Here is a 23,384-nt window from a genome sequence, read left to right as displayed (position 1 = left end):
GTCTCGATACGCTTCGCTACACGACCAACAACTCGACCGGCGTGCGTCAGTACCCGACGATGGGCCCGAACGCCTCGGCGAGCGGGGCGCGGTTCACACCGCGCAGCTCGTCGATGGAGACGGTGAAGAGACCCTGCACTTCGAGGGCGGCGGATGTCGCATCCGTCACGCCGATGCGCCGCACCGGGTAGTCGCGGCCCTCGCAGAGCCCACGGAACTTGACGTCGTCTTCGCGGGGCACCGTCACGATGACCCGGCCGGAGGACTCGGAGAAGAGTGCGGTCGCGAGGTCGATGCCGGCGTCGCCGGCGACCTCGTCGAGCACCACGCGGGCGCCGAGGCCGAAACGACCGACCGCTTCGGCGAGGGCGACCGCGAGGCCGCCATCGGAGAGGTCGTGGGCCGAATCGATGAGCCCCTCGATCGCAGCCGCGTTGAGCAGCTCGGCGAGGCGCTTCTCACCGGCGAGATCGACGGCCGGCGGGCGTCCGCCGAGGTGGCCGTGCACGACGCCGGCCCACGCGGAGCCGTCGAGCTCGAGCGCGGTGTCGCCCAACAGGTAGATGTTGTGCCCGTCATCCTGCCAGCCCGACGGGATGCGGCGGGCGACGTCGTCGATCACGCCGAGCACGGCGATCACGGGCGTCGGGTGGATCGGCACATCGCCGGTCTGGTTGTAGAAGCTGACGTTGCCGCCCGTGACGGGAATGCCGAGGTCGAGGCATCCGTCTGAGAGGCCCTCGACCGTCTCGGAGAACTGCCACATGACCTCGGGGTTCTCGGGGGAGCCGAAGTTCAGGCAATCGGAGACGGCCGCCGGCACCGCGCCGGAGACGGCGACGTTGCGGTACGCCTCGGCGAGGGCGAGCTTCGCGCCCTGGCGCGGGTCGAGCTGCGAGTAGCGCCCGTTGGCGTCGGTCGCGATGGAGACGCCGAGGCCGGACTCCTCGTCGACGCGCACCATGCCCGCGTCGTCGGGGTAGCTGAGCGCCGTGTTGCCGAGTACGTACTTGTCGTACTGGTTCGTGACCCACGCGGCATCCGCCTGGTTCGCCGAGCCGATGAGCTGCAGGAACTGCGCGCGGATCTCGTCAGGCGTCGTGGGCCGGTCGAGCTTCGCGGCGGTGTCGGCCTGCAGCGCGTCGATCCAGGTGGGGTAGGCGACGGGGCGCTCGTAGACGGGGCCGTCGACGGCGACGGTGCGCGGGTCGACGTTCACGATCTCTTCGCCGTGCCACATGATGCTGAGGCGGCCGGTGTCGGTGACCTCGCCGAGCACGCTCGTCTCGACGTCCCACTTCGCGACGACCTCGAGGAAGCCGGCGAGCTTCTCGGGGCGCACGATCGCCATCATGCGCTCTTGACTCTCGCTCATGAGGATCTCTTCGGGCGTGAGCGTGGGGTCGCGCAACAGCACGTCGTCGAGCACGATCGCCATGCCGCCGTCGCCGTTGGAGGCGAGCTCGGAGGTCGCGCACGAGATGCCGGCTGCGCCGAGGTCTTGGATGCCCTCGACGAGGCCGCCCGCGAAGAGCTCGAGGCAGCACTCGATGAGTACCTTCTCTGCGAAGGGGTCGCCGACCTGCACCGCGGGGCGCTTGGTCGGGCCGCCCTCGGCGAAGGTGTCGGAGGCGAGGATCGACGCGCCGCCGATGCCGTCGCCGCCCGTGCGGGCGCCGAAGAGCACGACCTTGTTGCCGGCGCCCTTCGCGTTGGCGAGGTGCAGGTCTTCGTGGCGCATGACGCCGACCGCGAGGGCGTTCACGAGCGGGTTCGCCTGGTAGATCGGGTCGAACCAGGTCTCGCCGCCGATGTTCGGCAGGCCGAGGCAGTTGCCGTAGAAGCTGATGCCCGACACGACGCCGTGCACGACGCGTGCAGTGTCGGGGTGGTCGATCGCGCCGAACCGCAGGGCGTCCATGACCGCGACCGGGCGGGCGCCCATGGAGATGATGTCGCGCACGATGCCGCCGACGCCGGTTGCTGCGCCCTGGAACGGCTCGATGTAGCTCGGGTGGTTGTGGCTCTCGATCTTGAAGGTGACCGCCCAGCCCTCGCCGACGTCGATGACGCCCGCGTTTTCACCCATGCCCACCATGAGGTTCTTCTTCATCTCGGGCGTGACCTTCTTGCCGAACTGCTTCAGGTAGATCTTGCTCGACTTGTAGGAGCAGTGCTCGCTCCACATGACGGAGTACATCGCGAGTTCGGCGCTCGTGGGGCGGCGGCCGAGGATGTTGCGGATGCGCTCGTACTCGTCGGGCTTCAGGCCCAGCGCGGCGTACGGCTGCTCCTTTTCAGGAGTCACTGCGGCGACCTCGACGGTGTCGAGCGCCGGCGTCGCGGTGCTCCCTGAGCCCGTCGAAGGGGCAGCGGTGTTGGCGGGGGCTTCAGTGGTCACGAGTGGCGAGCTCCAGAGAACGGCGGCGAGCGGATGCCGCGGGGCGGATGCCTGACCCCGCAAGTCTACCGGCCGCTGTGGTGCGACTGCGGCGCCCCGACCGGGCGCTGTGGTGCGACCGTGGCGCCCCCGACCCGGCGCTGTGGTGCGACCGTGGCGCCCCGACCGGGCGCTGTGGTGCGACCGTGGCGCCCCGACCGGCCGTTGCGATGCGACCGGTCTCACGCAACCGCTGTGACCACTCCGGCGGCCGAGGCTGAGGTGGTGGGCACGGGCACGGGCATGGGCACAGGCGTGGGCAACGACCGCTGCCGTTCGACCTGCGGCGAATTGTCGGGATGCCGTGCTGGGCCATGGCGAGACAGGAGGTGACGCGCTGCCACATTGCCCGGTCGGGGCCGTTGCTCGGGGTCGAGGTGTGCGGGCGGGACGAACCAGCTGCGAGCATCGCGGATGAAGATGCTCCACCCGTCGTCGTGGACCCGATGATGATGGAAGCTGCAGAGCATGATGCCGTTCGCCACGTCGGTGCGGCCACGGTGGCGCTTCCACCACGCGATGTGGTGAGCCTGGGCATGCGACGGGGGTCGGTGGCAGCCCGGCCATGCGCAGCCGCCGTCTCGTTCGACGAGCGCGATCTTCTGGGCCGGGGAGAATCGCCTTGCCGCGCGGCCGAGCTCGAGGGGTTCGCATCCGTTGCGCATGAGCAGCGGGGCGACCCCGGCCGACTCGGCGAGTTCGCGCGCGGTGGTGGCCGACACGGGCTGATCGACGCCGTCGATGTTCGCGTGCCCACGCCCTGTCACGAGCGCATCGACATCGATGCGGGCGACGACGCTGACCCCTCGAAGTGCTGGCGGTGCGGCCGCGCTCGAGAGGGACAGCCTCGCGATGTCGGCCAGCGCATCGGCGTTCATCTGCCCGATCGTGCGTTCTTCGCGGAAGAGGGGGTCGGCGGCCTCGACCTCGCCGTCACCTGGGTCGGACACGAAACCTGCGCCAGAATCGCCGTCAGCGTTGCCGTCAGCGTTGCCGTCGGCGCCGGAGCCGGGCGCCGTGTGGTCGCCCGTCGCCCCGAACGGACGCTTCGCATCTCGTGCCCGGTGCAGTTCGGCACCGACGAGCGCCTCGATCGCGAGCTTGATCGGTGCCCCGTTCGCCGGATCGAACGCGCCCTTCAGATTGATCATGCCCGCCGCGTCTTGCCAGATGGAGAGACCTCGCCGGGACCGGAGCTCGTCTTCGCGCGGCTTCACACCGTCTGGATCGAGGTGCGCTTCGAGCTGTTTGATCAAGCGCGTGAGCCCGTCGACGCCGACCATCGGAGCGCGGTCGACGAGGAGCAGTTCTGCGGCGTCGACCTCGTCGCGCGCGACGACCGGCGGCAGGTGGTCGAGAAACCGGCGGATGACCTCGGCCGCAGCGACGCCGAGCGTGCCTGCATCGAGCGCGGAAGCAACATGCGGATGCCGCGGGGGCAGGGCCTCGCCGGTGAACGAGGCACGGTGGCTCGTGGCCTGACCCACCGCGACGAGCCGTGCGGCATCGGAGTAGCGGCCGCCGGTCGTCTGTGCGATCAGCCGCTCGGGCGAGGAGAAGCCGTGCTTTCGCGACAAGTCGTCGCCGTCGCCACCGCCACGCGAGCGCTCGGCGATGCCGGCTGCGCAACGTGCTTGCAGGGCCTCGACGCGGCGACCGAGCCTGGCCAACGACTCGGTCGCGCGCATGAGCCCGTCGTCGCTCATGACGCCGATGTCGGCCTCAGCGTCGCGCGACGCGGCGAGCAGGGCTCCCGCCCACTCCTGCAGCACCGACGCGCACACCGCTTCGAGTTCGCGGAGTGCTGCAGGGGCTTCGGGCATGTCACTATTCTAGCGGGTTTCAGACTCAAATACGAATGAATGTTCGAATGTGGAGAACTCGAGTGGGACGCCCCGAGGTGCACCGCCCCGAGGTGCACCGCCCGAATGCGCCGCCCCGAAGCGCGCCGCCCCGAGGTGCACCGCCCCCGGAACCCGAGCCGCCCACGAGCCACCCGCGAACCTCCACGAACCCCGCGAACCCCCACGAACCACCTGCACCCAGCGGCATCCGCTCTGTAGACTGAACGCGGTCGCCGCATTCTCGGCGGCCCTGGGCGCGCACATCAGCGCGCAGTCGACCCGCCGTCGGCCACTCGCGGAGCCCCGCCCCGCCGTCCGCGGGGAACGCCCTTCGCTCAGGTACTCCCATGACGCCGTCCACTCCCGTCGATCGAACCGACACCACGCCCGCCCTCGCGCCGCCGTTCCCGTGGCTCGGCCTCATCGTGCTCGCCGCCGCCGTCTTCCTCTCGGTCACTATCGAGATGATCCCGACGGGCCTGCTGCCCGACATGAGCCGCGAGCTCGAGGTCAGCGAGCCCCTCATCGGCCTGCTCGTCACCGTGTTCGCCGCGACCGTCGTGGTGCTCACGGTGCCGCTGTCGGCCCTGACCAAGCGGATGCCGCGACACACCCTCATCGTCATCGCGCTCGCCGTGCTCGCGGTCAGTTGCGTGCTCACCGCGTTCGCGCCGAACTACGGCACGGTGCTCGCCACCCGCATCCTCGGCGGCGCAGCCCACGGCCTGTTCTGGTCGGTCGTCGGTGCGTACGCAGGCCACCTCGTGCCGAAGGAGCAGCTCGCCCGCGCCGTCTCTATCAGCGTCGCGGGCGGCTCGCTCGCGTTCGTGCTCGGCGTTCCGCTCGGCACGGCGCTCGGCCAGGCCTTCGGCTGGCGGCTCGCGTTCGCCGGAATCGGCGTGCTCACACTCCTCGGCGCCCTCCTCGTCTGGCGATTCCTTCCTCCAGTACGGCACCATGCGGGCGAGACGGATGCCGCGCCGCTCCGTCTGCGCAGTGATCCCACGTTCGTGCCCGTACTCGTCGTCTGCCTGATCACCGCGGTCACGATGGTCGGTGCGTACACCTTCTACACCTACGTCGCGCCCTTCATCACCGAGGTCATGGGACTGCCGGCCAGCGCCATCAGCCCGATGCTGCTCGCCTACGGCATCGCGGGCGCGGTCGGCCTCGTGTTCGCGGGAACCGTGCTCGGACGCCGCCCCACCGTCGGACTCGCCGTCGCGCTCATCGCGACGGGCCTCGGCGTCGCGGGTCTCGCGCTCTTCCCGCAGGTGCCGGGCGTCGGCATCGCGTGCTTCCTCCTGTGGGGCACGGCGTTCGGGGCGCTCCCGCCGATGCTCAACACACGCTTGCTGCATTCGGCGTCGGCGCGCATCCGCGATGCCGCGGCATCCATCTACACGACGGCCTTCAACACCGGCATCGGCGGCGGGGCGCTGCTCGGCGCGATCCTGTTCGGCGTGATCGGGCTCGGCGGACTTCCGTGGGTCTTCGTGGCGCTGCTCGCGTGCTCGAGCACCGCCCTCATCTGGACCGCTGCCGTCAATCGCGTGCACCGCTGACGATTCGACCGTTGGTCGAGTCGTTTCCGTTGGTCGAGTCGCGAGCGAAGCGAGCGTATCGAGACCTGGGGGCGGGGTCTCGATACGCGGGCTCCTTCGTCGCGCACTCCTCGACCGGCGGTGGGGCTCCTTCGTCGCGCGTTACTCGACCGGCGGGGCAGCTACTCGGCTCGTGAGAACGCGGCGGCGCGCTCGATCTGCTCGCGCGTGAGCGGCACGCCCGTATAGCGCTCGAACTGCGCCGCTGCCTGCATCGCGTGCACCTCGGCCCCGCTGATCACGAGCTTGCCGGCGGCCCGCGCTGCTGAGACGAGCGGCGTCTCCGCCGGGAACGCGACCACGTCGAACACCACGGATGCCGCACCGACATGCTCCGCCGAGAACGAGAGCGCCGAAGCATCCGCCCCGTGCATGCCGAGCGGGGTGACGTTCACGATGACGTCGGCGCCGGGCTCGGGATCGGTCGGCGTCCACGCGTAGCCGTACTGCCCGGCGAGCGCCGGCCCGAGAGAAGAATTGCGCGCGACGACCACCACGTCGTCGAAGCCCGCGCCGCGGAACGCCGCGACCACGGCCTTCGCCATGCCGCCCGAACCGCGCACGAGCACGCGCTGCGCGGGGTCGAGCTCGTGCTCGGCGATGAGCTGCGCGATCGCCTCGTAATCGGTGTTCGACGCGGTGAGCACGCCGCCGTCGTTCACGATCGTGTTGACCGACTCGATCGCCGCCGCCGAGGGCTCGACGACGTCGACGAGCGGGATCACCGCCTCTTTGAACGGCATCGACACGGAGCATCCGCGAATTCCGAGCGCACGGATGCCGCGCACGGCGCCCTCGAGGTCGTCGGTCGTGAACGCCTTGTAGATGAAGTTCAGGCCGAGCTCGTCGTAGAGGAAGTTGTGGAACCGTGTGCCGAGGTTCGACGGCCGGCCCGCGAGCGAGATGCAGACCGCCATGTCCTTGTTGAGGATGGGCATGCTGCAATCTTCCCGCAGCCGCAGCCGCAGCCGCAGCCGCAGCCGCAGCCGCAGCCGTTGGTCGAGTAGCGCGAAGCGCGTATCGAGACCCTGCCGATCGGTCTCGGCACGGCATCGGCGACCACAACAGCGTCGACGTCCGAGAGCGGATGCCGCGGCATCCGCACCTCATCAAGCCTCGCGACCCCCGGGCGGGCCGATCACGAGCAGCCCCGCGAAGACGACGGCGATGCCGACGACCGCGAGCGACACGAGCAGCACGGGCCGCGCGAGGAACCAGCGCAGCAGTCCGTTGACCCAGTTCGAATCGGCGGGATGATCCGTTTTCTCGCGGCGCCAGTCGCCCTCGAGGTGGCCCTTTCGCACGAGCCACAGTTCGAAGGGGATGGTCGCGTAGGGCACGATCGCGGTGAGCACGGCGAAGGCGATGCGGCCGACGTTCCAGCGCTGGTTGACGCCGATGATGACCGAGGCGAGGGCGTACGACAGGAACACGAACCCGTGGATCGAACCGCCGACGAGCACCGCCCACTCGACGCCGGCGGCGTACTTCAGGATCATCGCGACGATGAGGATCGTCCACGTGACGGCCTCGGCGAAGGCGAGGCCGCGGTACAGGCGTTTCGGTGACACAGGCGCTCCAGAGCTCGGTTGCTTCCATCGTGTCAGGCCCGGCTGCATGCCCGCATCGAACGAACGATTGACCCATCTGCTGGTTGAGCCTGTCGAAACCCCCCGTCTTTTCTGCTGGTTGAGCCTGTCGAACCCCCCCCCCCGTCTCCTCTGCTGGTTGAGCCTGTCGAAACCGTCGCCTCTTCTGCAGGTTGAGCTTGTCGAAACCCCCCGTCTCCTCTGCTGGTTGAGCCTGTCGAACCGTCGCCTCCTCTGCTGGTTGAGCCTGTCGAAACCGTCGCCTCGAGGTCTCGACGAGCTCGACCAGCACTCGCGCTCGGCCGGTGCGCGGTAGCCTTGCCCGGTGACCGAGCAGTCTGCACGCGAGCTCGTCTCGAGCCTCATCGCGTCGATCCCCGATTTCCCCGAACCGGGCGTGACGTTCCGCGACCTGACCCCGGTGTTCGCGAGCGGGCCGGCGCTGCACGCGCTCGGCACCTCTCTGACGGAGCCGTTCACCGGCCGGTTCGACGACATCGGCGGGGTCGAGGCGCGCGGGTTCCTCATCGCGGGTGCCGCCTCGGCGATCTGCGGTGCGGGCGTGCTCACCATTCGCAAGGCCGGAAAGCTGCCGCGAGCGGTACTCCGTGAGGACTACGCCCTCGAGTACGGCACCGCGGCACTCGAGGTGCACGAGGGCGAGTTGCCGCCGGGTTCCCGCGTACTCATCGTCGACGACGTGCTCGCGACCGGCGGTACGGTCGCGGCCGCCGCACGGCTCGTCGAACGCGCCGGCTGGCAGGTGGCCGGCATCTCGGTCGCCCTCGAGCTCACCGACCTCGGCGGGCGCGGCGCGCTCGGCGACCGCTACGAGATCTTCTCGCTGCTGCAGTACTGAGCGGCTCTTTCGGCCAGAGCGGATGCCGCGGACGCCGAGCGCCGCGGAACCGCCATGGTCATCGCGGACGTTCCTTGGTAGCGTTTGCCTCCGAACGAGGAGGTCCGATGCGGGACAGCATGCCGAAGCGAACGCTCTGGTGGGGCGTCGCCCTGTCGCTCGCGGGAGCCGTCCTGGCCGCGTACGTGCGCCCTGAGCTCTACGCGACAGCTTGGCTCAACGCCCAGCCCGGGCAGACCGTGCTGATCTTCTGGCTCCTGGCGATCGACCTGGTGAACACACTTGTGCTGCCGCTCGGCACCGCGCTCATCGCGGCATCCCTCGTCATGTTCTACATCCGCGGCCGCTCGGTGCCCGTGCCCGTCCCCGTGCCCGTCGACACCGAGCGCCCGAAGCGCTGGGTGCTGCCCGAACCGCTCGAGCGCCGCACCGACCGCTGAGCCGGCCGGCTCTGGCGTCGCTCGCGCGGGGAGTGTCACCGGCGTCCGCCGTCGAGGCGCAGGGTCTCGCCGGTGAAGTACGGGGCGGACATGATCCACAGCACCGCGTCGACGACGTCTTGGACAGCTCCTGTCGCACCGACGAGCGTCCGGGAGGCGGCTGCGGTGAGGAACGCCGCCTTCTCCGCACCGCGGGCGTCCCAGAGACCTGAGTCGATGATCCCCGGAGAGATCGCGTTCACGCGTACCGGAGCGAGTTCGGCGGCCAGGTGTTGGGCTGCGAACGCGATGGCGCCGTTGGCGATTCCCGTGGCATAGCTCCCGGAACCGGGACGCCAGGCGACCTGACCGGAGAAGAGGGTCAGCGATTGCCGGATCTGGAAGTGCTTGGCCAGCAGGAGGGGACCGGTGATCTTCGCCGCGATCGCCTCCTGCACCCGGGAGAGCTCCATCGCGCGGATCGGTGCACTGTACGTCATGCTGGCGGTCGAGATCAGGTGATCAATGGGACCGATGTGCTGCGCGGCCGCAGCCACAGACGCCTCGTCACGCAGGTCGATGCGCATTGTCGTCTCATCACGCGGCGCGTGTGCGGAGACGGTCACGTGTGCGTCTTCCGCATCTGCGCCCGCCGCGATGGCGGCGCCCAAGCGGTGGGTTCCGCCGATGACGAGGACGGTCTTGTTGGCGAGTCTTCCAGTCACGTTCTTCTCCGATCGGGTGCCGATACACCACTCACGGAACTCGGCCGCTCGCTCCTGGTGCCGCTCCGCGCCGTGAGGGAATGGGCCGAAGAACACGTCCCCGCTGTCCTCGCCGCCCGGGCCGCTCCCAGGCCAACAAACGCGAAATAGTTCCCGCTGTGGTCACCCGAGTCGGCGGTTCACTCCTTCTTCGCCGCGGACACGTCGACCTTCGCCGCGGACACGTCGACGCAGACGACTCCCTTGTTGCCGTCCTGATCGGCGATCACCGTGAGCGAGGGCGCGTCGCTGTCATCGACGACGATCCCGCCCGCGGCGAGGGCGGAGGCGATCCGCTGCTCGGCCACCTCGAGCGCCACATAGACCTCGATGTGGAACCGCTGACGCGGAGTCTCGTGCTCGTCGGTTTCCCCGAACCACAGGTTCGGTACCCGTCCCGTGGCGTCCCGGATCTCGTCGCTGGGGGACCCGCGACCCTGGGACTCGGCACTCCCGGTCAGGAGGGCGGCCCACACTGGGGCGATGGTCGCGGAGCGGGCCGTGTCGAGGCCGAGCTCGATGTCGCTGACCGAGGCCGGGTCGGCGTCGAGGTCGTGGTCGGCGGCGATCTCGGTGATCCGCCGCGCGAGGTCGACGTCCTGCTGGGTCACCCATTCGACGACGTGTTCGGTACCCTCGTCGTCGCGGTAGATGGCGTCGTCGCTGACCAGCTCGAGGTCGACGTACCCGTTGCCGATCGATACGCGCGGATGGTGGCCGAGCGCGTCGCCGACCTCGCCCACCGCGACGACGAACCGTGCTCCCGTGCCGAAGTCGTCGACCACGTACCGGGCATGCAGTCCCTGGGCCAGTTTGCGCCAGTCGGTCAGGTCGGCCGCGGCGATCTGTTCGCCCTTCAGCATGTCCATAGACGTGAGTGTAACTCGGGTTCAGCCGCAGCGGCATCGGAGAATCCACTTCGAGCTCGTTCTGCCGTTGGCCCTCTTGCAGACGTGCCTCCCCGCGACACCGGAAGCGCCGAAGATCCAATGGTGGACGGCCCCCCAGCGCAGCCACGGTGCCGCGGCACCCCGCCGCTCAATCAGCGAGTGCGGCGACGTCGGAGAGGTCGGATGCGTCTGGGGTCGACGCCTGTTCGAGCTCCTCGGCCCGCCCGGCGCGACGCGCTCGCGCAAGTTGCGCCAGTGTGGCGAGCAGCGCCAGGAACAGCGGAACGGCAGCGACGACGACGAGCCATTGCACGGGCGCGATGCTCATGGACACCGAGCCCACCAGGCCGCCGAGGGCGGTGCCCGCGTAGATCGCCGAGCTGTTCAACGCGAACACGGGCGCAGGGTTGTCGGGGTCGAGACGGCCGAGCTCGTACTGCTGGGCCGGGATGATGATGTTGCCGAAGACGCCCCACGGAACCACAAGGAGAAGGACCCACCAGAAGTTCGTCGCAAGGCCGAACACCAGTGTTCCGATCGTGATCGCGACGAGCGAGACGGCGGTGATGCGGAAGCCGCCGAATCGATCGATGTATCGCCCGCCGAACAGGAGCGATGCGATGCCTGCGACGCCGAACGCGGAGAGCACGGCGGCCAGGGCGGAGGAGTCGAGCCCGGCAGTGCTGAAGAGCAGAGGTGCGAAGTAGATCGAGATTGCGAAGAAGCCGGTAGTCACGAGTGCCGTGGTGCCGGCGACGGCGAGCACGGCGGGGCGGCGCAACGGCGCCAGTTGTGCAGCGAAGCCGGGATTCGCCGGCCTCGGCGTCTTCGGAACGAAGAGGATGCCGACGATCGCCAGAACCCCGAGCGCCGCGACCACCAGGAGCGCGGCGCGGTACCCCCAGGCGTTGCCCACCACGGTGCCGATCGGAACGCCGATCGCGCTCGCAGCAGTGATGCCGAGGAGCACCATCGTGATGGCTCGGCCCCGCCGCTCGGCAGGCACCATGCCCACGGCGACGGCGGACGCTTGGGGTGTGAAGGCCGCCGAGCCGAAGCCGACGATCGCCCGCGTGATGAGGAAGGTCGTGATGTCTTGCGCCGCGATCGAGGCGATGGTGCCGAGCACGAGACCGATGAGTGAGATGACCATGATCGTGCGCCGCTCGAAGCGCGCCAGGAGCACCGGCAGCAGCGGGGCGCTGACCGCGTAGGCGAGCGCGAACACGGTGACGCTGAGCCCGGCGACGGCGGGCGTGGTGTCGAGGCCGTCGGCGACCAACGGGAGAATCCCCGTCATGATGAGCGCGTTCGTACCCGTGGCGAAGGTTCCGAACATCAGGAGTAGCAGGTGCAGGTTCACAAGTCCTCAGGTTCCAGTGATGGTCTTATTTCAAAAGTTCTTGAAGTAGTGAACCACGGGTATGCTGGTCGCAGCAAGAGTCGACCCCGAGGAATATCCGCGATGCGCACACTCGCCCACCCGGCCGCAGCCGACATCCGTCTCGACGATGTGCTTTTCGCCCTGAGCGACCCTCATCGCCGCGCGATCCTCTCGCTGCTCGCGCACGACGGCGACAGCCTCAGCGGCACCTGCGCACTCGCGGCAGGCGCAGAGCCCTCTGCCGCATCGCATCACCTCAAGGTGCTGCGCGAGGCAGGCGTCACGAGCACGGCCGTCGCCGGCACCGCGCGCATCGTCTCGTTGCGTCGCGAAGAGCTCGACTCGCGGTTCCCTGGTCTCATCGACAGCATCCTGAGCGCATCGTCCGACCCGCGTCCGACTCGCGAGGAGGCTGCCGAGATGCTCGGCATCCGCGATGAGCCCGAGTCGCTCTCGCGCTGAGTTCGGCGAACGGATGCCTCGGTGCGGCACCCGGACCCGGCACGTGACAGCCCACCGCGCCGACGCAAGTTGTTTTGACAAAATCAAGACAACCGATAGGCTCAGGCCATGACCACGAACGCCATCGATGAACGCGAGCAGGCTTCGGCCCGGCTTCGCGGCGCGGGGCTCAAGGTCACCGAATCGCGACTCGCGGTCTTCGACGCCTTCCTCGAGGGCGAGCACCTCGACGCCGACGACGTGCACACCCGCGTCGCCGCGTCGCTGCCGAGCACGTCCCGGCAGGCCGTTTATGGGGTGCTCGGCGCGCTGACCGAAGCGGGGTTGCTACGCAAGATCGAGCCGGCCGGCTCGCCGGCTCTCTACGAGACCCGCACGGGTGACAACCACCACCACCTCGTCTGCACGCGCTGCAACACCGTCTTCGACGTGGGCTGCGTCGTGGGCGAGGCCGCCTGTCTCACGCCGAGCGAAACGCACGGTTTCCGCATCGCCTCGGCCGAAGTCACGTTCTGGGGGATCTGCCTCGAGTGCAGCGCGAGCGACGCGCTGAGCTGAGTCCGAAGCCGCCCGCGCCGGCATTTCCGCTTCCACCATCCGTATCCGTATCCGCACCCCGCGCCGGGCTCATCCGGCGCGCCTCGAACTCGGGCGCCACCCTCCTGGCGCCCCGCCTGCCGCTGGCCGGCGATCCCAGAGAAAGAACGAAGAGAAAAAGAGAGAAGGACGCATGCCCGAACCCATCACGACACCCATCACGACACCCACCACGACGCAGACCGGAACGCCGGTCGCCAGCGACGCCCACTCCCTCACGATCGGCGCCGACGGCGCGACGGTGCTGCACGACCGCTACCTTGTTGAGAAGCTCGCCCAGTTCAACCGCGAGCGGATCCCGGAGCGGATCGTGCACGCGAAGGGCGGCGGCGCGTTCGGCACCTTCGAAGTGACCGCGGATGTCTCGGCGTACACCCGTGCCGCGGTGTTCCAGCCCGGTGCGACCGTCGAGACCCTGATGCGCTTCTCGAGCGTCGCCGGCGAACAGGGCTCTCCCGACACCTGGCGCGACGTGCGCGGCTTCTCGGTGAAGTTCTACACGACCGAGGGCAACTACGACATCGTCGGCAACAACACCCCCGTATTCTTCATCCGCGACGCGATCAAGTTCCCCGACTTCATCCACTCGCAGAAGCGCCTCCCGGGCTCGGGCCTGCGCAACTCCGACATGCAGTGGGACTTCTGGACCCTCTCGCCCGAGTCGGCTCACCAGGTGACCTACCTCATGGGCGACCGCGGCCTGCCGAAGTCATGGCGCGAGATGCACGGATTCGGTTCGCACACCTACCAGTGGATCAACGCAGAGGGCGAGAAGTTCTGGGTCAAGTACCACTTCCGCACGCGGCAGGGCGACCTGCACCTCGACCCGGCCGCCGCCGAGGCGATTGCGGGCGCCGACGCCGACTACTACCGGCGCGACCTGCACGACGCGATCGACGCGGGGAATCACCCGAAGTGGGACCTGCACGTGCAGATCATGCCCCACGACGACGCGAAGACCTACCGGTTCAACCCGTTCGACCTCACGAAGGTGTGGCCGCACGCCGACTACCCGCTCGTGAAGGTCGGCACGCTCACGCTCGACCGCAACCCGGCGAACTTCTTCGCCGAGATCGAGCAAGCCGCGTTCTCGCCGGCGAACACGGTGCCCGGCATCGCCATCAGCCCCGACAAGATGCTCATGGCGCGCGTGTTCAGCTACCCCGATGCGCAGCGCTACCGCGTGGGCACGAACTACAACCAGATTCCGGTGAACGCCCCGCACGCTGCATCCGTCGCCAACTACTCGCAAGACGGCGCCCAGCGTCACGGGTTCAACGCGCCGACCACCCCGGTCTACGCGCCGAACTCGTTCGGCGGCCCCGTGGCCGATGCCGAGCGCGCGGCCGAGGGCGGCTGGGAGTCCGACGGCGAGCTCGTGCGTTCGGCGTACACGCTGCGCTCCGACGACAGCGACTTCGGCCAGGCCGGCACCCTCTACCGCGAGGTCTACTCGGCCGAGGCGAAGGCTCGTCTGCTCGTGACCCTCACGGGTCAGGGCGAGTCGATCACGATCGACGAGATCCGCGAGCGGTTCTTCCAGTACTGGACGAACGTCGACGCCCAGCTCGGGGCAGCGCTCCGCGCGAGCGTCGGCAGCGAGGATGCCGCGGCGTAGCCGAGGCGATCGAAACGCGCGATGCCGGGGTTGCAGCCCCGGCATCGCCGATCCATCACGCACAACCCCTCCGACAGAAGGAACGCAACATGAACAACGGATCCCTCCCAGCCTACGTCGAGCCCTCGGCGCTCGCGCTCGACCCTCAGCAGATCGCGATGGGTTCGGCCGGGCAGCGCGCGGCGATGACGATGACGGATGCTCCGGCACCCGCGCTCGACCCTCAGCAGGTCGCGATGGGCTCGGCCTCACAGCGTGCCCAGATCGTGCACGTGCTCGGCGGCTCGTACGTCTCGGGCGCGCGCACTGTCGTGGCACCCGGCCGCTACACCGACACCGAGTTGTCGCGGCGCTGAGACGGGCGCGGCCAAGCGGCCGGAAGGTGCGGCCGTCGGCGGCGGGGCCGTCCATGCCCGTCGGTGGCGTGAGCCCACGAGTAGCATCGGCCGCATGGCCGAGCTGCCCGGGACGCGGGCGACCTCTCGGGCTTCGAGGCGAACCCCGAGTACCGCTGACCTCGCAGGCTCAGCCCGACCCGAGAACAGGACGACGCGCCGCATCGGAAACGAGAACAGCAACGAGCGACCCGTCCGGGTCGCTCGTTGCTGTTTCCGGAAATGTGTTGCTACGCCTCGACGAGGGCACGCTTGATGACGCTCGTGAAGAAGCCGAGCCCGTCGACGCCCGAGCGCATCGCAACCGCGGTGTCAGGGCCGAAGCCCGGCTCGACCGCGTGCTCGGGGTGCGGCATGAGGCCGACCACGTTGCCGCGTTCGTTCGAGATGCCCGCGATGTCGCGAAGTGAGCCGTTGGGGTTCACCCCGACGTAGCGGAACACCACGCGGCCTTCGCCCTCGAGCCGGTCGAGGGTCTCATCCGAGGCGATGAACCCGCCCTCGCCGTTCTTCAGCGGGATCGTGATCTCTTGGCCGGCCGAGAACTCGCTCGTCCATTCGGTCGACGCGTTCTCGACGCGCAGCACCTGGTCGCGGCAGATGAACGAGCCATGGTCGTTGCGGATGAGCCCGCCCTCGAGCAGGCCTGCCTCCGTGAGCATCTGGAATCCGTTGCAGATGCCGAGCACCGGAAGGCCGCGGTTCGCCGCGTCGACGACCTCGGTCATGATCGGGCTGAGCGAGGCGATCGCGCCGCAGCGCAGGTAGTCGCCGTAGCTGAAGCCGCCAGGAAGAATGAGTGCGTCGACGCCCTCGAGATCGTGCGAGCCGTGCCAGAGCGCGACGGGCTCACCGCCAGCGATGCGCACGGCGCGCTGGGCGTCGCGGTCGTCGAGCGAGCCGGGGAAGGTGATGACACCGATGCGCATGCGTTGTCTCCCGCGCCTCAGTGCGTCTCGCCGGCGGGGGCGAGGAAGCCGTCTTCGGCGGAGGCCGCGGCATCCGCTGCCTCTTCGGCGAGTTCGGCGTTGGTGACCTCGTAGTGGATGCCAACGACGTCTTCGATCACCTGGTTCGAGAAGATGTCTTCGGCGATCTGGCGGATGTTCGCCTTGAGCGCGTCGTCGACGGGTCCGTCGACGGTCACCTCGAATCGCTTGCCGATGCGCACCGCGCTGATGCCGGCGTGGCCGGTGCGGGCGAGAGCGCCGGCGACGGCCTTCCCCTGGGGGTCGAGCAGTTCGGCTTTGGGCATCACGTCGACGACGATGGTGGGCACCGCGGTTCTCCGTCCGGTGTCGAAAGTGTGGATGCGTCGATTCTACCGGGGAGCCGAGGCGTCGAGACATCCGTCGCCGTTCGCGCGCCCTGGGCGCCGGACGCGCACGCCGCGGCCCGGTCGCGCTGTCGGCGACCGGGCCGTCGTGCCGTGCCGCGGCGGATGGCCGATTCGTGCGTCAACGGCGAGTGATGGCCTTGATCACGAGGCCGATGCCGACGATCGCCGCCGCGCCCACGGCGATGACGAGTGCCGGATTCTCCCGGTACCGCGCCTTCACGTAGGCGACGCTGTCGTCGGCGACCTCCTTTGCGCTCGTCATGGCGGCGTTCGCCTGCTCGGCAATGGCGTCGGCCGCGTCGGTGGCGGTGTCGGTGACGTGTTCGGCGGTGTCGCGCATCGTCTCAGTCACCTGCTCGGTCGCGTCGTGCGCCGCGTCGGTCGCGTCGGTAACTCGGTTCGCTGCGTCCTTCGCGGCTGCCTCGGCGTCGTCGATGGTGCGGTCGGTGTCCGTCATCAGTGGCTCCCTTCGTCGGGTGATCGAGTCATCGTACGCTCGCTACCCCGGAGCGACTCGGATCGGCGGATGGGCTTGCCACGGGTTCGCCGGGCTGCTATCGCCAGTGCTCGTGCTCGTGCGGGAGTTTGCCATCCAATCGTTCCGTGCGTATTATTCCGAACGGAATAATTGAACTCGACCGATCGGTACAGGGGAGCGGATGTCACGACTCAACCCGCTCGCCGTCTCCACGCTCGCGCTGCTCGCCGAGCGCGAGATGCATCCGTACGAGATGTACCAGTTGATGCTGCAACGACGTGAGGACCGCGTCGTCAAGGTCAACGCCGGCTCGCTCTACCGGGCGGTCGAGCGGCTCGCCGCCGATGGCCTCATCGCCGAGTGCGGCGTCGAGCGCTCCGGCAACCGGCCAGAGCGCACCGTCTACGCGATCACGGACTCCGGTCGGCAGGCATTGCGCGCAACGCTCGCGGAGATGCTCAGCGAGTACGTCAACGAGTACCCGGAGTTCCCGGTCGCCATCGGCGAGGCGCACAACCTCCCCGTCGCCGAGGCGGCCCGGCTGCTCGGCGAACGACTCGAGGCGATCGCCGCGACCATCGGCTTCATCGACACCGGGCTCGAACACATCGCCGCCAAGGGCATCGCCCGGCATTACGTGCTCAACGTGCATTACACCCGGGCGATGCTCGAGGCCGAGTCGCGCTGGATCGCCCAGACCATCGGCGAACTCGACTCCGGTTCGCTCACCTGGCCAGACACGGACTCCGACGTGAACCCAGAACCGAACACAGACCTTCGAAGGACACAGTGAACCAGATCGCCAAGCCGTGGCCCGCCCTGTGGGCGCTCGTCATCGGCTTCTTCATGATCCTCGTCGACTCGACGATCGTCTCCATCGCGAACCCCGCGATCCTCACCGACCTCGACACCGATCTCACTGCGGTGATCTGGGTGACGAGCGCGTACCTGCTCGCCTACGCGGTGCCGCTGCTCATCACCGGGCGTCTCGGCGACCGGTTCGGGCCGAAGCGCGTCTATCTCGTGGGTCTCGTCGTCTTCACTCTCGCCTCGCTCTGGTGCGGCTTCTCGGGTGACATCACGATGCTCATCGCCGCCCGCGCGGTGCAGGGCATCGGAGCTGCGCTGATGACCCCGCAGACGATGGCGGTCATCACGCGCATCTTCCCGCCGGACAAGCGCGGTGCGGCGATGGGGCTCTGGGGTGCGGTCGCGGGCATCGCGACGCTCGTCGGCCCGATCCTCGGCGGCGTGCTCGTCGACTCGCTCGGCTGGGAGTGGATCTTCTTCGTGAACGTGCCCGTGGGCATCGTCGCGTTCGTGGCCGCTTGGCGGCTCGTGCCGAACCTCGAGACGCACTCGCACCGATTCGACTGGCTGGGCGTCGTGCTCAGCGCGGTCGGCATGTTCCTGCTCGTCTTCGGCATCCAGGAGGGCGCGACCTACGAGTGGGGCACGATCATCGGGCCGATCACGGTGTGGGGTCTCATCATCTCGGGCATCGTCGTGCTCGTGGCGTTCGTGGTCTGGCAGCGCTTCAACCGCGCCGAACCGCTGCTGCCGCTCGGCCTCTTCCGCGACCGCAACTTCTCGCTCTCCAACGCATCGATCACGCTCGTCGGCCTCGCGATCACGGCGATGCCGTTGCCCCTCGCCTTCTACTTCCAGATCGCGCGCGGTCTCGAACCCACCCAGGCGGCGCTCATGCTCGCGCCGATGGCCGTGACCACGGGCATCATGGCTCCGCTCATCGGCAGGCTCAGCGACCGCGTCGACCCGAAATGGGTCGCGTTGGCCGGCTTCTCGATCGTCGCGCTCGCGCTCGGCTGGTATGCGTCGCTGCTCACGCCCGATGCGGAGCTCTGGCTGCTGCTGCTGCCGTCGGCATTGCTCGGCGTCGGCCTGTCGGGCATCTGGGCCCCGCTCGCCTCGACGGCAACCCGCAATCTGCCGACGGCGATGGCCGGCGCAGGCTCGGGCGTCTACAACATGACCCGTCAGGTCGGGGCGGTACTCGGCTCTGCTGCGATCGCGGCGCTCCTGAACGCCCGCCTCGCCGCCGAGCTCCCCGGCTTCGACACCGAGGCGGCCGAACAGGCCGGCGGCGGTTCGGGAGGTGCGCTGCCCGCGCCGATCGCCGAGGGGTTCTCGGCGGCGATGTCGCAGTCGCTCTGGCTCTCGGTCGTGGCATTCGCGGTCGGTGCCGTCGTGGTGGCATTCTTCGCCAAGCCCAAGGTGACGGTGACGTGGGGGCAGAGCGCGCAGGCGCCGGATGCCGCCGACGAACGGCCGGCTGCGCCTCAGGCGACCGTGGGGGAGAGTCGCCCCAGCGCATCGCTGAACGCGCCGAGGTCGCGGCCGAGTCGGCCGAAGTAGTCGAGGTCGGTCGCCTCGACGGCGGTGTTCGCGCGGTTCGCGAGTTCGGCTCCGGCGTCGGTGCGAGCGCCTCGCGCTGGGCGGCCTGCCACGCGTTCGTCGCCTGCGCCTCAGGCGAGCCCGGCCCGCTCGAGCAGCACGGTCTTCAGGATGTCGCGCGTCGCCGCGAGTCCGCGGTGCACCTCTTCGAAGCTCGTCGACAGCGGAGAGAGGCCGATGCGCAGCCCGCCGGGGTCGCGGTAATCGGGAATGACGTCCTGCTGCCAGAGCCGGGCGGTCACCTCGCGCATCGCGGCATGGTGCAATGTCACGTGACCGCCGCGCTCCTCGGCATCGGCCGGGGAGGCGAGCGTCACGCCGAGCGGTGCGAGCCAGTCGTCGGCGAGGGTGATCGCGTACTCGGTGAGCGCGACCGATTTCGCGCGGAGCGCCGGCATGCCGGCCTCCTCGATCATCGCGAGGGTCTCCTCCATCGCGAGCATGCCCACGATCGGCGCCGTGCCTGAGAGGAACCGGCGGATGTCGGGCACCGGCTCGTAGTCGGGTCCCATCGCGAACATGTCGGTGGTGCCCCACCAGCCCTGGATCGGCTGGGTCAGCACCGCCTGCAGGTCGTCGCGAACATACGCGAAGGCGGGTGACCCGGGGCCGCCGTTCAAGTACTTGTAGGTGCATCCGACGGCCAGGTCGAAGCCCCAGAGATCGGCCCTCACCGGCACCGAGCCTGCCGAGTGGCAGAGGTCCCAGAGGATGAGGGCGCCTGCGTCGTGCGCGATGCGCGTGAGCTCGTGCGCATCCGCGAGATAGGACGATCGGTAGGCGACGTGCGAGACGACGACGAGCGCGGTCTCGGGGCCGACGGCTTCGGCGAGCTGCTCGGGGGTCACGCCCGCCGAGGTGTCGGCCTCGATCCACCGCAGGCGCGAGCCCGTCTCGCGAGCGATGCCGTCGAGCACGTAGCGGTCGGTCGGGAAGTTGTCGGTGTCGACGACGATCTCACGCCGCACGGGGTTGCGGGCGATCTGGGCGTCGACCGCCGCCCGGGCGAGCTTGTAGAGCAGCACGGTGGTCGAGTCGCCGATCACCGTCTGTCCGGCCTTCGCCTCGATGACGGCCCGCCCGATGCGGTCGCCGATCTCGGTCGGCAACTGCAACCACGCCTCATCCCAGCCGCGGATGAGGCGCCCGCCCCAGTCGTCGCGGAGGAACCGCTCGACCCGCGCGATCGCCGACACCGGCGGCCGGCCGAGCGAGTTGCCGTCGAAGTACACGAGGTCGGTCTCCGCACCCGCGAAGCGTTTGCGGTAGTGGGCGAGCCCGTCGGAACGATCCATGCGGCGGGCGAAGGCGAGATGCGGGTCGAGGGTCAACGTGACTCCAGATGGTTGGCGCGGGTGCGGTCTCGGTCGCGGGCGGGGCGGCCGTCGAGGGGCTCGAGGTCTTCGATGGGTGAGATTCGGGCGCTCGCGAGCCAGGCGGGAAGCTCGTCGAGGGTCACGGGCGCCGGGCCGGGCACGAACGTTGCGATGCCCTCGAGCGAGTGCGGCGCGTCGGCGGCGGGCCACGGGTCGGTGATGGCGGTCAGGATGTCGGCAGCCGTGAGACCGGCGCTCGCGAGCGCGGCGAGCTCACCGGGATTGACCCCGTCGGGCAGTGCGCCGTTTCCGAGATCGGTGCCGTAGAGCACACGCCCGCCGGCCGAACGGAACCTGCTGAGGTTCTCGACCGCTCGCTGGAGGTCGGGGGTCGCCTCACCGCGACCATGGATGTCGAGCGTCGAGATCCAGATCTGTCCATCGGATGCCGCGTGCTGCACGAGCTCGCTCGGAAGCCGTTCGGTCCACGGGGTGTGGACGAGCACGTCGGCACCGGCGTCGATCGCGCGCTCAGCCATTCCGGTGCCTTCGGCGTGCACCGCGACGAGGAGCCCGGCTGCGCGCGCCGCGCGCACGATCGCATCGAGCGTCGCCCGATCGAACACCGGCCCCGCGTCGGAGTTCATCACGAGCTTCACGAGCGACGCACCGAACGCCCGCTGCTCTTCGACGATGGTCTCGATCGCGGTCGAGAGCTCGCCGCGATACCGGCCGCGGATGTCGCCGACGAGCGGCACCTCGCGCAGGCTCCCGGGGAGCAGCCAGTCCCGATCGCTCGGGTATCCGCCCGGTGCGGTGAGGAACGCGCCCGCGTGATGCACGTGCGGCAATCCGTCGCGGGCGGCGAGCGAGGCGATGACGGCCGGGTTCGCCCCGAGATCGACGACGGCCGCGATGCCGCCCGTCACCGCGGCCTCGGGTTGCACCATCTCGAGGTGCACGTGATGGTCGATGAGCGGCGGCAGCATCGTGCCGGTCTCGCCGGCCCGGTCGCCGCCACCGCTGAGGGAACGGCGCGCGGGCCGGGCGAGCGGCCCGAGTTCGAGGCCGGTCAGGGCGAGTTCTCGGTCATCTTCGGCCACGTCAGCCAGCCTACGTCGACTCGTGCCCGATGGCGTCAGCCCGGGATCTCCGTGCGCACGGCGTACAGCTCGGGGAAGAAGGTGAGGTCGAGGGCGCGGCGCAGGAAGGACGCACCGCTCGAGCCGCCGGTGCCGGTCTTGTTGCCGATGATGCGCTCGACGGTCTTCAGGTGACGGAAGCGCCAGAGTTGGAAGTTGTCTTCGAGGTCGACGAGCTCTTCGCACGTCTCGTACGCGGCCCAGTGCTCATCGGTGTTCGCGTAGATCGTCGCGAAGACCGGCACGAGCTCGGGGGCGAAGGTCCACGCCTGCGTCACGTCGCGCTCGAGGATCTCTACGGGCACGGGGTACCCGGCGCGAGCGAGGAGCCGGAGGAACTCGTCGTAGAGGCTCGGGGACTCGAGCGCGTGCCGGAGGATCACGCTCGCCGCGGCATCCGATTCGAAGACCTGCATCATCTTCGCGTTCTTGTTGCCGAGCACGAACTCGACCGCGCGGTATTGGTACGACTGGAAGCCGCTCGCGTTGCCGAGCACTCCGCGGAACTGCGCGTACTCGGTCGGTGTGAGCGTCGCGAGCACCGACCACTGCTCGGTCAACGTCTTCTGGATGTGCTTGACGCGGGCGATGCACTTGAGCGCCCGGCCGAGCTCGTCGGCGCGCAGCAGGTCGCGCGCGGTCTCGAGCTCGTGCAGCACGAGCTTCAGCCACAGCTCGGTGGTCTGGTGCTGGATGATGAACAGCAGCTCGTCGTGGTGCTCAGGCCGCGAGATCGGCCGCTGCGCCGAGAGCAGCGTGGGCAGGTCGAGGTACCCGCCGTAGCTCATGCGATCACTGAAGTCGGTGACGACGGATGCCTCGATCGTGCGGGTGTTCGCTTCGACGCCGTCGACCGCGCTCTCGTGTTCAGTCACGGCTCCAGCCTAGCCACGGGGACGGGGCACTCCGCCGGCTGTGTCGCTCTTTGCCCGGCTGTCGCCTTCTGCCCCGCCTCAGTCGGCGGCGCGCACCTCGACGAGGTTCGCCCACGGGTCGTCGAACGCGAGCGTGCGACCGTCGTCGCGCGTGGCGACTCGAGCGTGCGACATCCGCTCGCCGAGTGCGCCGAGGTCGTCGGCGGTCGGCACCACGATCTCGACCTTGCCGAGTCCGAGGGCGAGGCTGCGGCGGCCGGCACCACGACTGTTCCAGGTGTTCATCGCCATGTGGTGGTGGTAGCCGCCGGCCGAGACGAACAGTGCCTGGTCGCCCATGCTCGCCGTGGTCTCGAAGCCGAGCCGCTCGACGTAGAACTCACGGGCGCTCGCGACGTCGCCGACCGAGAGGTGCACGTGGCCGACGACGGCGTCGCCGATGCCGATTCCGGATGCCGCGGCATCCGCTGCGCCCTCGGTGAGGTGCTCACGCAGATACTCGTTGGGGTCGAGATGCAGGGTCGCCATCTCGACGGTGCCGTGCACCCAGCTCCACTGCGAGCGGTCGCGGTCGAAGTACAGTTCGACGCCGTTGCCCTCTGGATCGGTGAAGTAGAAGGCCTCGCTCACGAGATGGTCGGCGCTGCCCGTGAAGGTGCCCGGGTACTTCGAGGCGACGGCGTAGATCGCGGTGGCGAGTGCCTCGCGCGTGTCGAAGACGATCGCCGTGTGGAAGAGGCCGGCGTCGCGGGGGCTCGCGTGCTTCAGCTCGGGTGCATGCTCGAGGATCACGATCGGCGTGGTGCCGCGTCCGAGTACGGCGACCGGGCCGTCGTGGCTGAGCAGCTCGAGGGTGACGCCGTCGCGGTAGTAGCGGATCATGGCGTCGAGGTCGCCGACGCGCAGCGTCACGGCGCCCATGCCGGTATCGGCGGCGAGGAGGCCGGTTCCGCC

Annotated in this window: 23 protein-coding genes; 9 read left to right on the top strand and 14 right to left on the bottom strand. The window is 69.3% G+C overall.

Features of this window, described 5'->3' with window-relative positions:
• Window positions 1-46: 46 nt before the first annotated feature.
• A complete protein-coding gene (purL, locus tag AC1C2T_RS01845; RefSeq protein ID WP_495385381.1) occupies window positions 47-2,308 on the bottom strand; it encodes a phosphoribosylformylglycinamidine synthase subunit PurL in 2,262 nt (753 codons plus the stop codon).
• A gap of 314 nt (window positions 2,309-2,622) precedes the next feature.
• Window positions 2,623-4,263, bottom strand: coding sequence for a DUF222 domain-containing protein (locus tag AC1C2T_RS01840; RefSeq protein WP_495361905.1), 1,641 nt, complete (start codon window positions 4,261-4,263; stop codon window positions 2,623-2,625).
• Between the two features lie 368 nt (window positions 4,264-4,631).
• Here AC1C2T_RS01840 and AC1C2T_RS01835 point away from each other — a divergent pair, with 368 nt between their 5' ends.
• A complete protein-coding gene (locus AC1C2T_RS01835) occupies window positions 4,632-5,849 on the top strand; it encodes an MFS transporter (protein ID WP_495361906.1) in 1,218 nt (405 codons plus the stop codon).
• Between the two features lie 161 nt (window positions 5,850-6,010).
• Here AC1C2T_RS01835 and AC1C2T_RS01830 read toward each other — a convergent pair whose 3' ends face one another.
• Together AC1C2T_RS01830 and AC1C2T_RS01825 are read right to left on the bottom strand one after the other, a co-directional pair.
• Window positions 6,011-6,826 (bottom strand): shikimate 5-dehydrogenase, encoded by an 816-nt coding sequence (locus AC1C2T_RS01830; RefSeq protein ID WP_495361907.1) that lies wholly within the window; start codon window positions 6,824-6,826, stop codon window positions 6,011-6,013.
• 171 nt (window positions 6,827-6,997) lie between these two features.
• Window positions 6,998-7,459: a DUF3817 domain-containing protein gene (locus AC1C2T_RS01825; RefSeq protein ID WP_495361908.1), complete on the bottom strand. Its 462-nt coding sequence runs from the start codon at window positions 7,457-7,459 to the stop codon at window positions 6,998-7,000.
• Window positions 7,460-7,802: 343 nt separating this feature from the next.
• Between AC1C2T_RS01825 and AC1C2T_RS01820 the strand changes: the two genes are divergently transcribed.
• Together AC1C2T_RS01820 and AC1C2T_RS01815 are read left to right on the top strand one after the other, a co-directional pair.
• Window positions 7,803-8,336: an adenine phosphoribosyltransferase gene (locus AC1C2T_RS01820; protein WP_495384036.1), complete on the top strand. Its 534-nt coding sequence runs from the start codon at window positions 7,803-7,805 to the stop codon at window positions 8,334-8,336.
• Between the two features lie 107 nt (window positions 8,337-8,443).
• Window positions 8,444-8,776, top strand: a complete 333-nt coding sequence (locus AC1C2T_RS01815; RefSeq protein WP_495384035.1) for a hypothetical protein — start codon at window positions 8,444-8,446, stop codon at window positions 8,774-8,776.
• Window positions 8,777-8,811: 35 nt separating this feature from the next.
• On the opposite strand, the gene AC1C2T_RS01810 is transcribed toward AC1C2T_RS01815, so the two are convergent.
• From AC1C2T_RS01810 to AC1C2T_RS01800, 3 genes are all read right to left on the bottom strand, one after another.
• On the bottom strand, window positions 8,812-9,480 hold the full coding sequence (locus AC1C2T_RS01810; protein ID WP_495384034.1) for an SDR family oxidoreductase: 669 nt from the start codon (window positions 9,478-9,480) through the stop codon (window positions 8,812-8,814).
• A gap of 179 nt (window positions 9,481-9,659) precedes the next feature.
• Window positions 9,660-10,388, bottom strand: coding sequence for a 4a-hydroxytetrahydrobiopterin dehydratase (locus AC1C2T_RS01805; RefSeq protein WP_495384033.1), 729 nt, complete (start codon window positions 10,386-10,388; stop codon window positions 9,660-9,662).
• 169 nt (window positions 10,389-10,557) lie between these two features.
• Window positions 10,558-11,748: an MFS transporter gene (locus AC1C2T_RS01800; protein ID WP_495384032.1), complete on the bottom strand. Its 1,191-nt coding sequence runs from the start codon at window positions 11,746-11,748 to the stop codon at window positions 10,558-10,560.
• Between the two features lie 126 nt (window positions 11,749-11,874).
• Between AC1C2T_RS01800 and AC1C2T_RS01795 the strand changes: the two genes are divergently transcribed.
• The 4 genes from AC1C2T_RS01795 (at window position 11,875) to AC1C2T_RS01780 (ending at window position 14,826) form a co-directional block, all read left to right on the top strand.
• Window positions 11,875-12,255, top strand: a complete 381-nt coding sequence (locus AC1C2T_RS01795; protein ID WP_495361915.1) for an ArsR/SmtB family transcription factor — start codon at window positions 11,875-11,877, stop codon at window positions 12,253-12,255.
• Between the two features lie 108 nt (window positions 12,256-12,363).
• On the top strand, window positions 12,364-12,813 hold the full coding sequence (locus AC1C2T_RS01790; RefSeq protein WP_495361916.1) for a Fur family transcriptional regulator: 450 nt from the start codon (window positions 12,364-12,366) through the stop codon (window positions 12,811-12,813).
• Between the two features lie 172 nt (window positions 12,814-12,985).
• On the top strand, window positions 12,986-14,470 hold the full coding sequence (locus AC1C2T_RS01785; protein ID WP_495361917.1) for a catalase: 1,485 nt from the start codon (window positions 12,986-12,988) through the stop codon (window positions 14,468-14,470).
• An 89-nt stretch (window positions 14,471-14,559) separates the two neighbouring features.
• Window positions 14,560-14,826, top strand: coding sequence for a hypothetical protein (locus tag AC1C2T_RS01780; protein WP_495361918.1), 267 nt, complete (start codon window positions 14,560-14,562; stop codon window positions 14,824-14,826).
• A 269-nt stretch (window positions 14,827-15,095) separates the two neighbouring features.
• Here the strand turns inward: AC1C2T_RS01780 and purQ are convergent, their stop codons facing one another.
• The 3 genes from purQ to AC1C2T_RS01765 form a co-directional block, all read right to left on the bottom strand.
• On the bottom strand, window positions 15,096-15,794 hold the full coding sequence (gene purQ / locus AC1C2T_RS01775) for a phosphoribosylformylglycinamidine synthase subunit PurQ (protein WP_495384031.1): 699 nt from the start codon (window positions 15,792-15,794) through the stop codon (window positions 15,096-15,098).
• Window positions 15,795-15,811: 17 nt separating this feature from the next.
• The gene (gene purS, locus AC1C2T_RS01770; protein ID WP_495384030.1) at window positions 15,812-16,144 is read right to left on the bottom strand and encodes a phosphoribosylformylglycinamidine synthase subunit PurS; all 333 of its coding nucleotides are present in this window, start codon (window positions 16,142-16,144) and stop codon (window positions 15,812-15,814) included.
• A gap of 178 nt (window positions 16,145-16,322) precedes the next feature.
• The gene (locus tag AC1C2T_RS01765; RefSeq protein WP_495384029.1) at window positions 16,323-16,661 is read right to left on the bottom strand and encodes a hypothetical protein; all 339 of its coding nucleotides are present in this window, start codon (window positions 16,659-16,661) and stop codon (window positions 16,323-16,325) included.
• Between the two features lie 202 nt (window positions 16,662-16,863).
• Between AC1C2T_RS01765 and AC1C2T_RS01760 the strand changes: the two genes are divergently transcribed.
• Both AC1C2T_RS01760 and AC1C2T_RS01755 read left to right on the top strand, forming a co-directional pair.
• Window positions 16,864-17,475, top strand: a complete 612-nt coding sequence (locus AC1C2T_RS01760) for a PadR family transcriptional regulator (protein ID WP_495384028.1) — start codon at window positions 16,864-16,866, stop codon at window positions 17,473-17,475.
• Window positions 17,472-19,058 (top strand): DHA2 family efflux MFS transporter permease subunit, encoded by a 1,587-nt coding sequence (locus AC1C2T_RS01755; protein ID WP_495384027.1) that lies wholly within the window; start codon window positions 17,472-17,474, stop codon window positions 19,056-19,058. The genes AC1C2T_RS01760 and AC1C2T_RS01755 overlap by 4 nt, the downstream gene beginning before the upstream one ends.
• A gap of 110 nt (window positions 19,059-19,168) precedes the next feature.
• On the opposite strand, the gene AC1C2T_RS01750 is transcribed toward AC1C2T_RS01755, so the two are convergent.
• The 4 genes from AC1C2T_RS01750 to AC1C2T_RS01735 all read right to left on the bottom strand — a co-directional run bounded on the left by AC1C2T_RS01750 (window position 19,169) and on the right by AC1C2T_RS01735 (window position 23,351).
• Window positions 19,169-20,392 (bottom strand): kynureninase, encoded by a 1,224-nt coding sequence (locus AC1C2T_RS01750; RefSeq protein ID WP_495361990.1) that lies wholly within the window; start codon window positions 20,390-20,392, stop codon window positions 19,169-19,171.
• Window positions 20,393-20,424: 32 nt separating this feature from the next.
• Window positions 20,425-21,516 carry an amidohydrolase family protein gene (locus AC1C2T_RS01745; RefSeq protein ID WP_495361924.1) on the bottom strand — a complete coding sequence of 364 codons (1,092 nt, stop codon included), beginning with the start codon at window positions 21,514-21,516 and terminating at the stop codon, window positions 20,425-20,427.
• A gap of 35 nt (window positions 21,517-21,551) precedes the next feature.
• Window positions 21,552-22,430 (bottom strand): tryptophan 2,3-dioxygenase, encoded by an 879-nt coding sequence (gene kynA, locus AC1C2T_RS01740; RefSeq protein WP_495361925.1) that lies wholly within the window; start codon window positions 22,428-22,430, stop codon window positions 21,552-21,554.
• 78 nt (window positions 22,431-22,508) lie between these two features.
• On the bottom strand, window positions 22,509-23,351 hold the full coding sequence (locus AC1C2T_RS01735) for a VOC family protein (protein ID WP_495361991.1): 843 nt from the start codon (window positions 23,349-23,351) through the stop codon (window positions 22,509-22,511).
• Window positions 23,352-23,384: the final 33 nt, after the last annotated feature.

Source organism: Agromyces sp. Y558, assembly GCF_059445415.1.
This window is presented reverse-complemented; position numbering and strand designations above follow the sequence as displayed.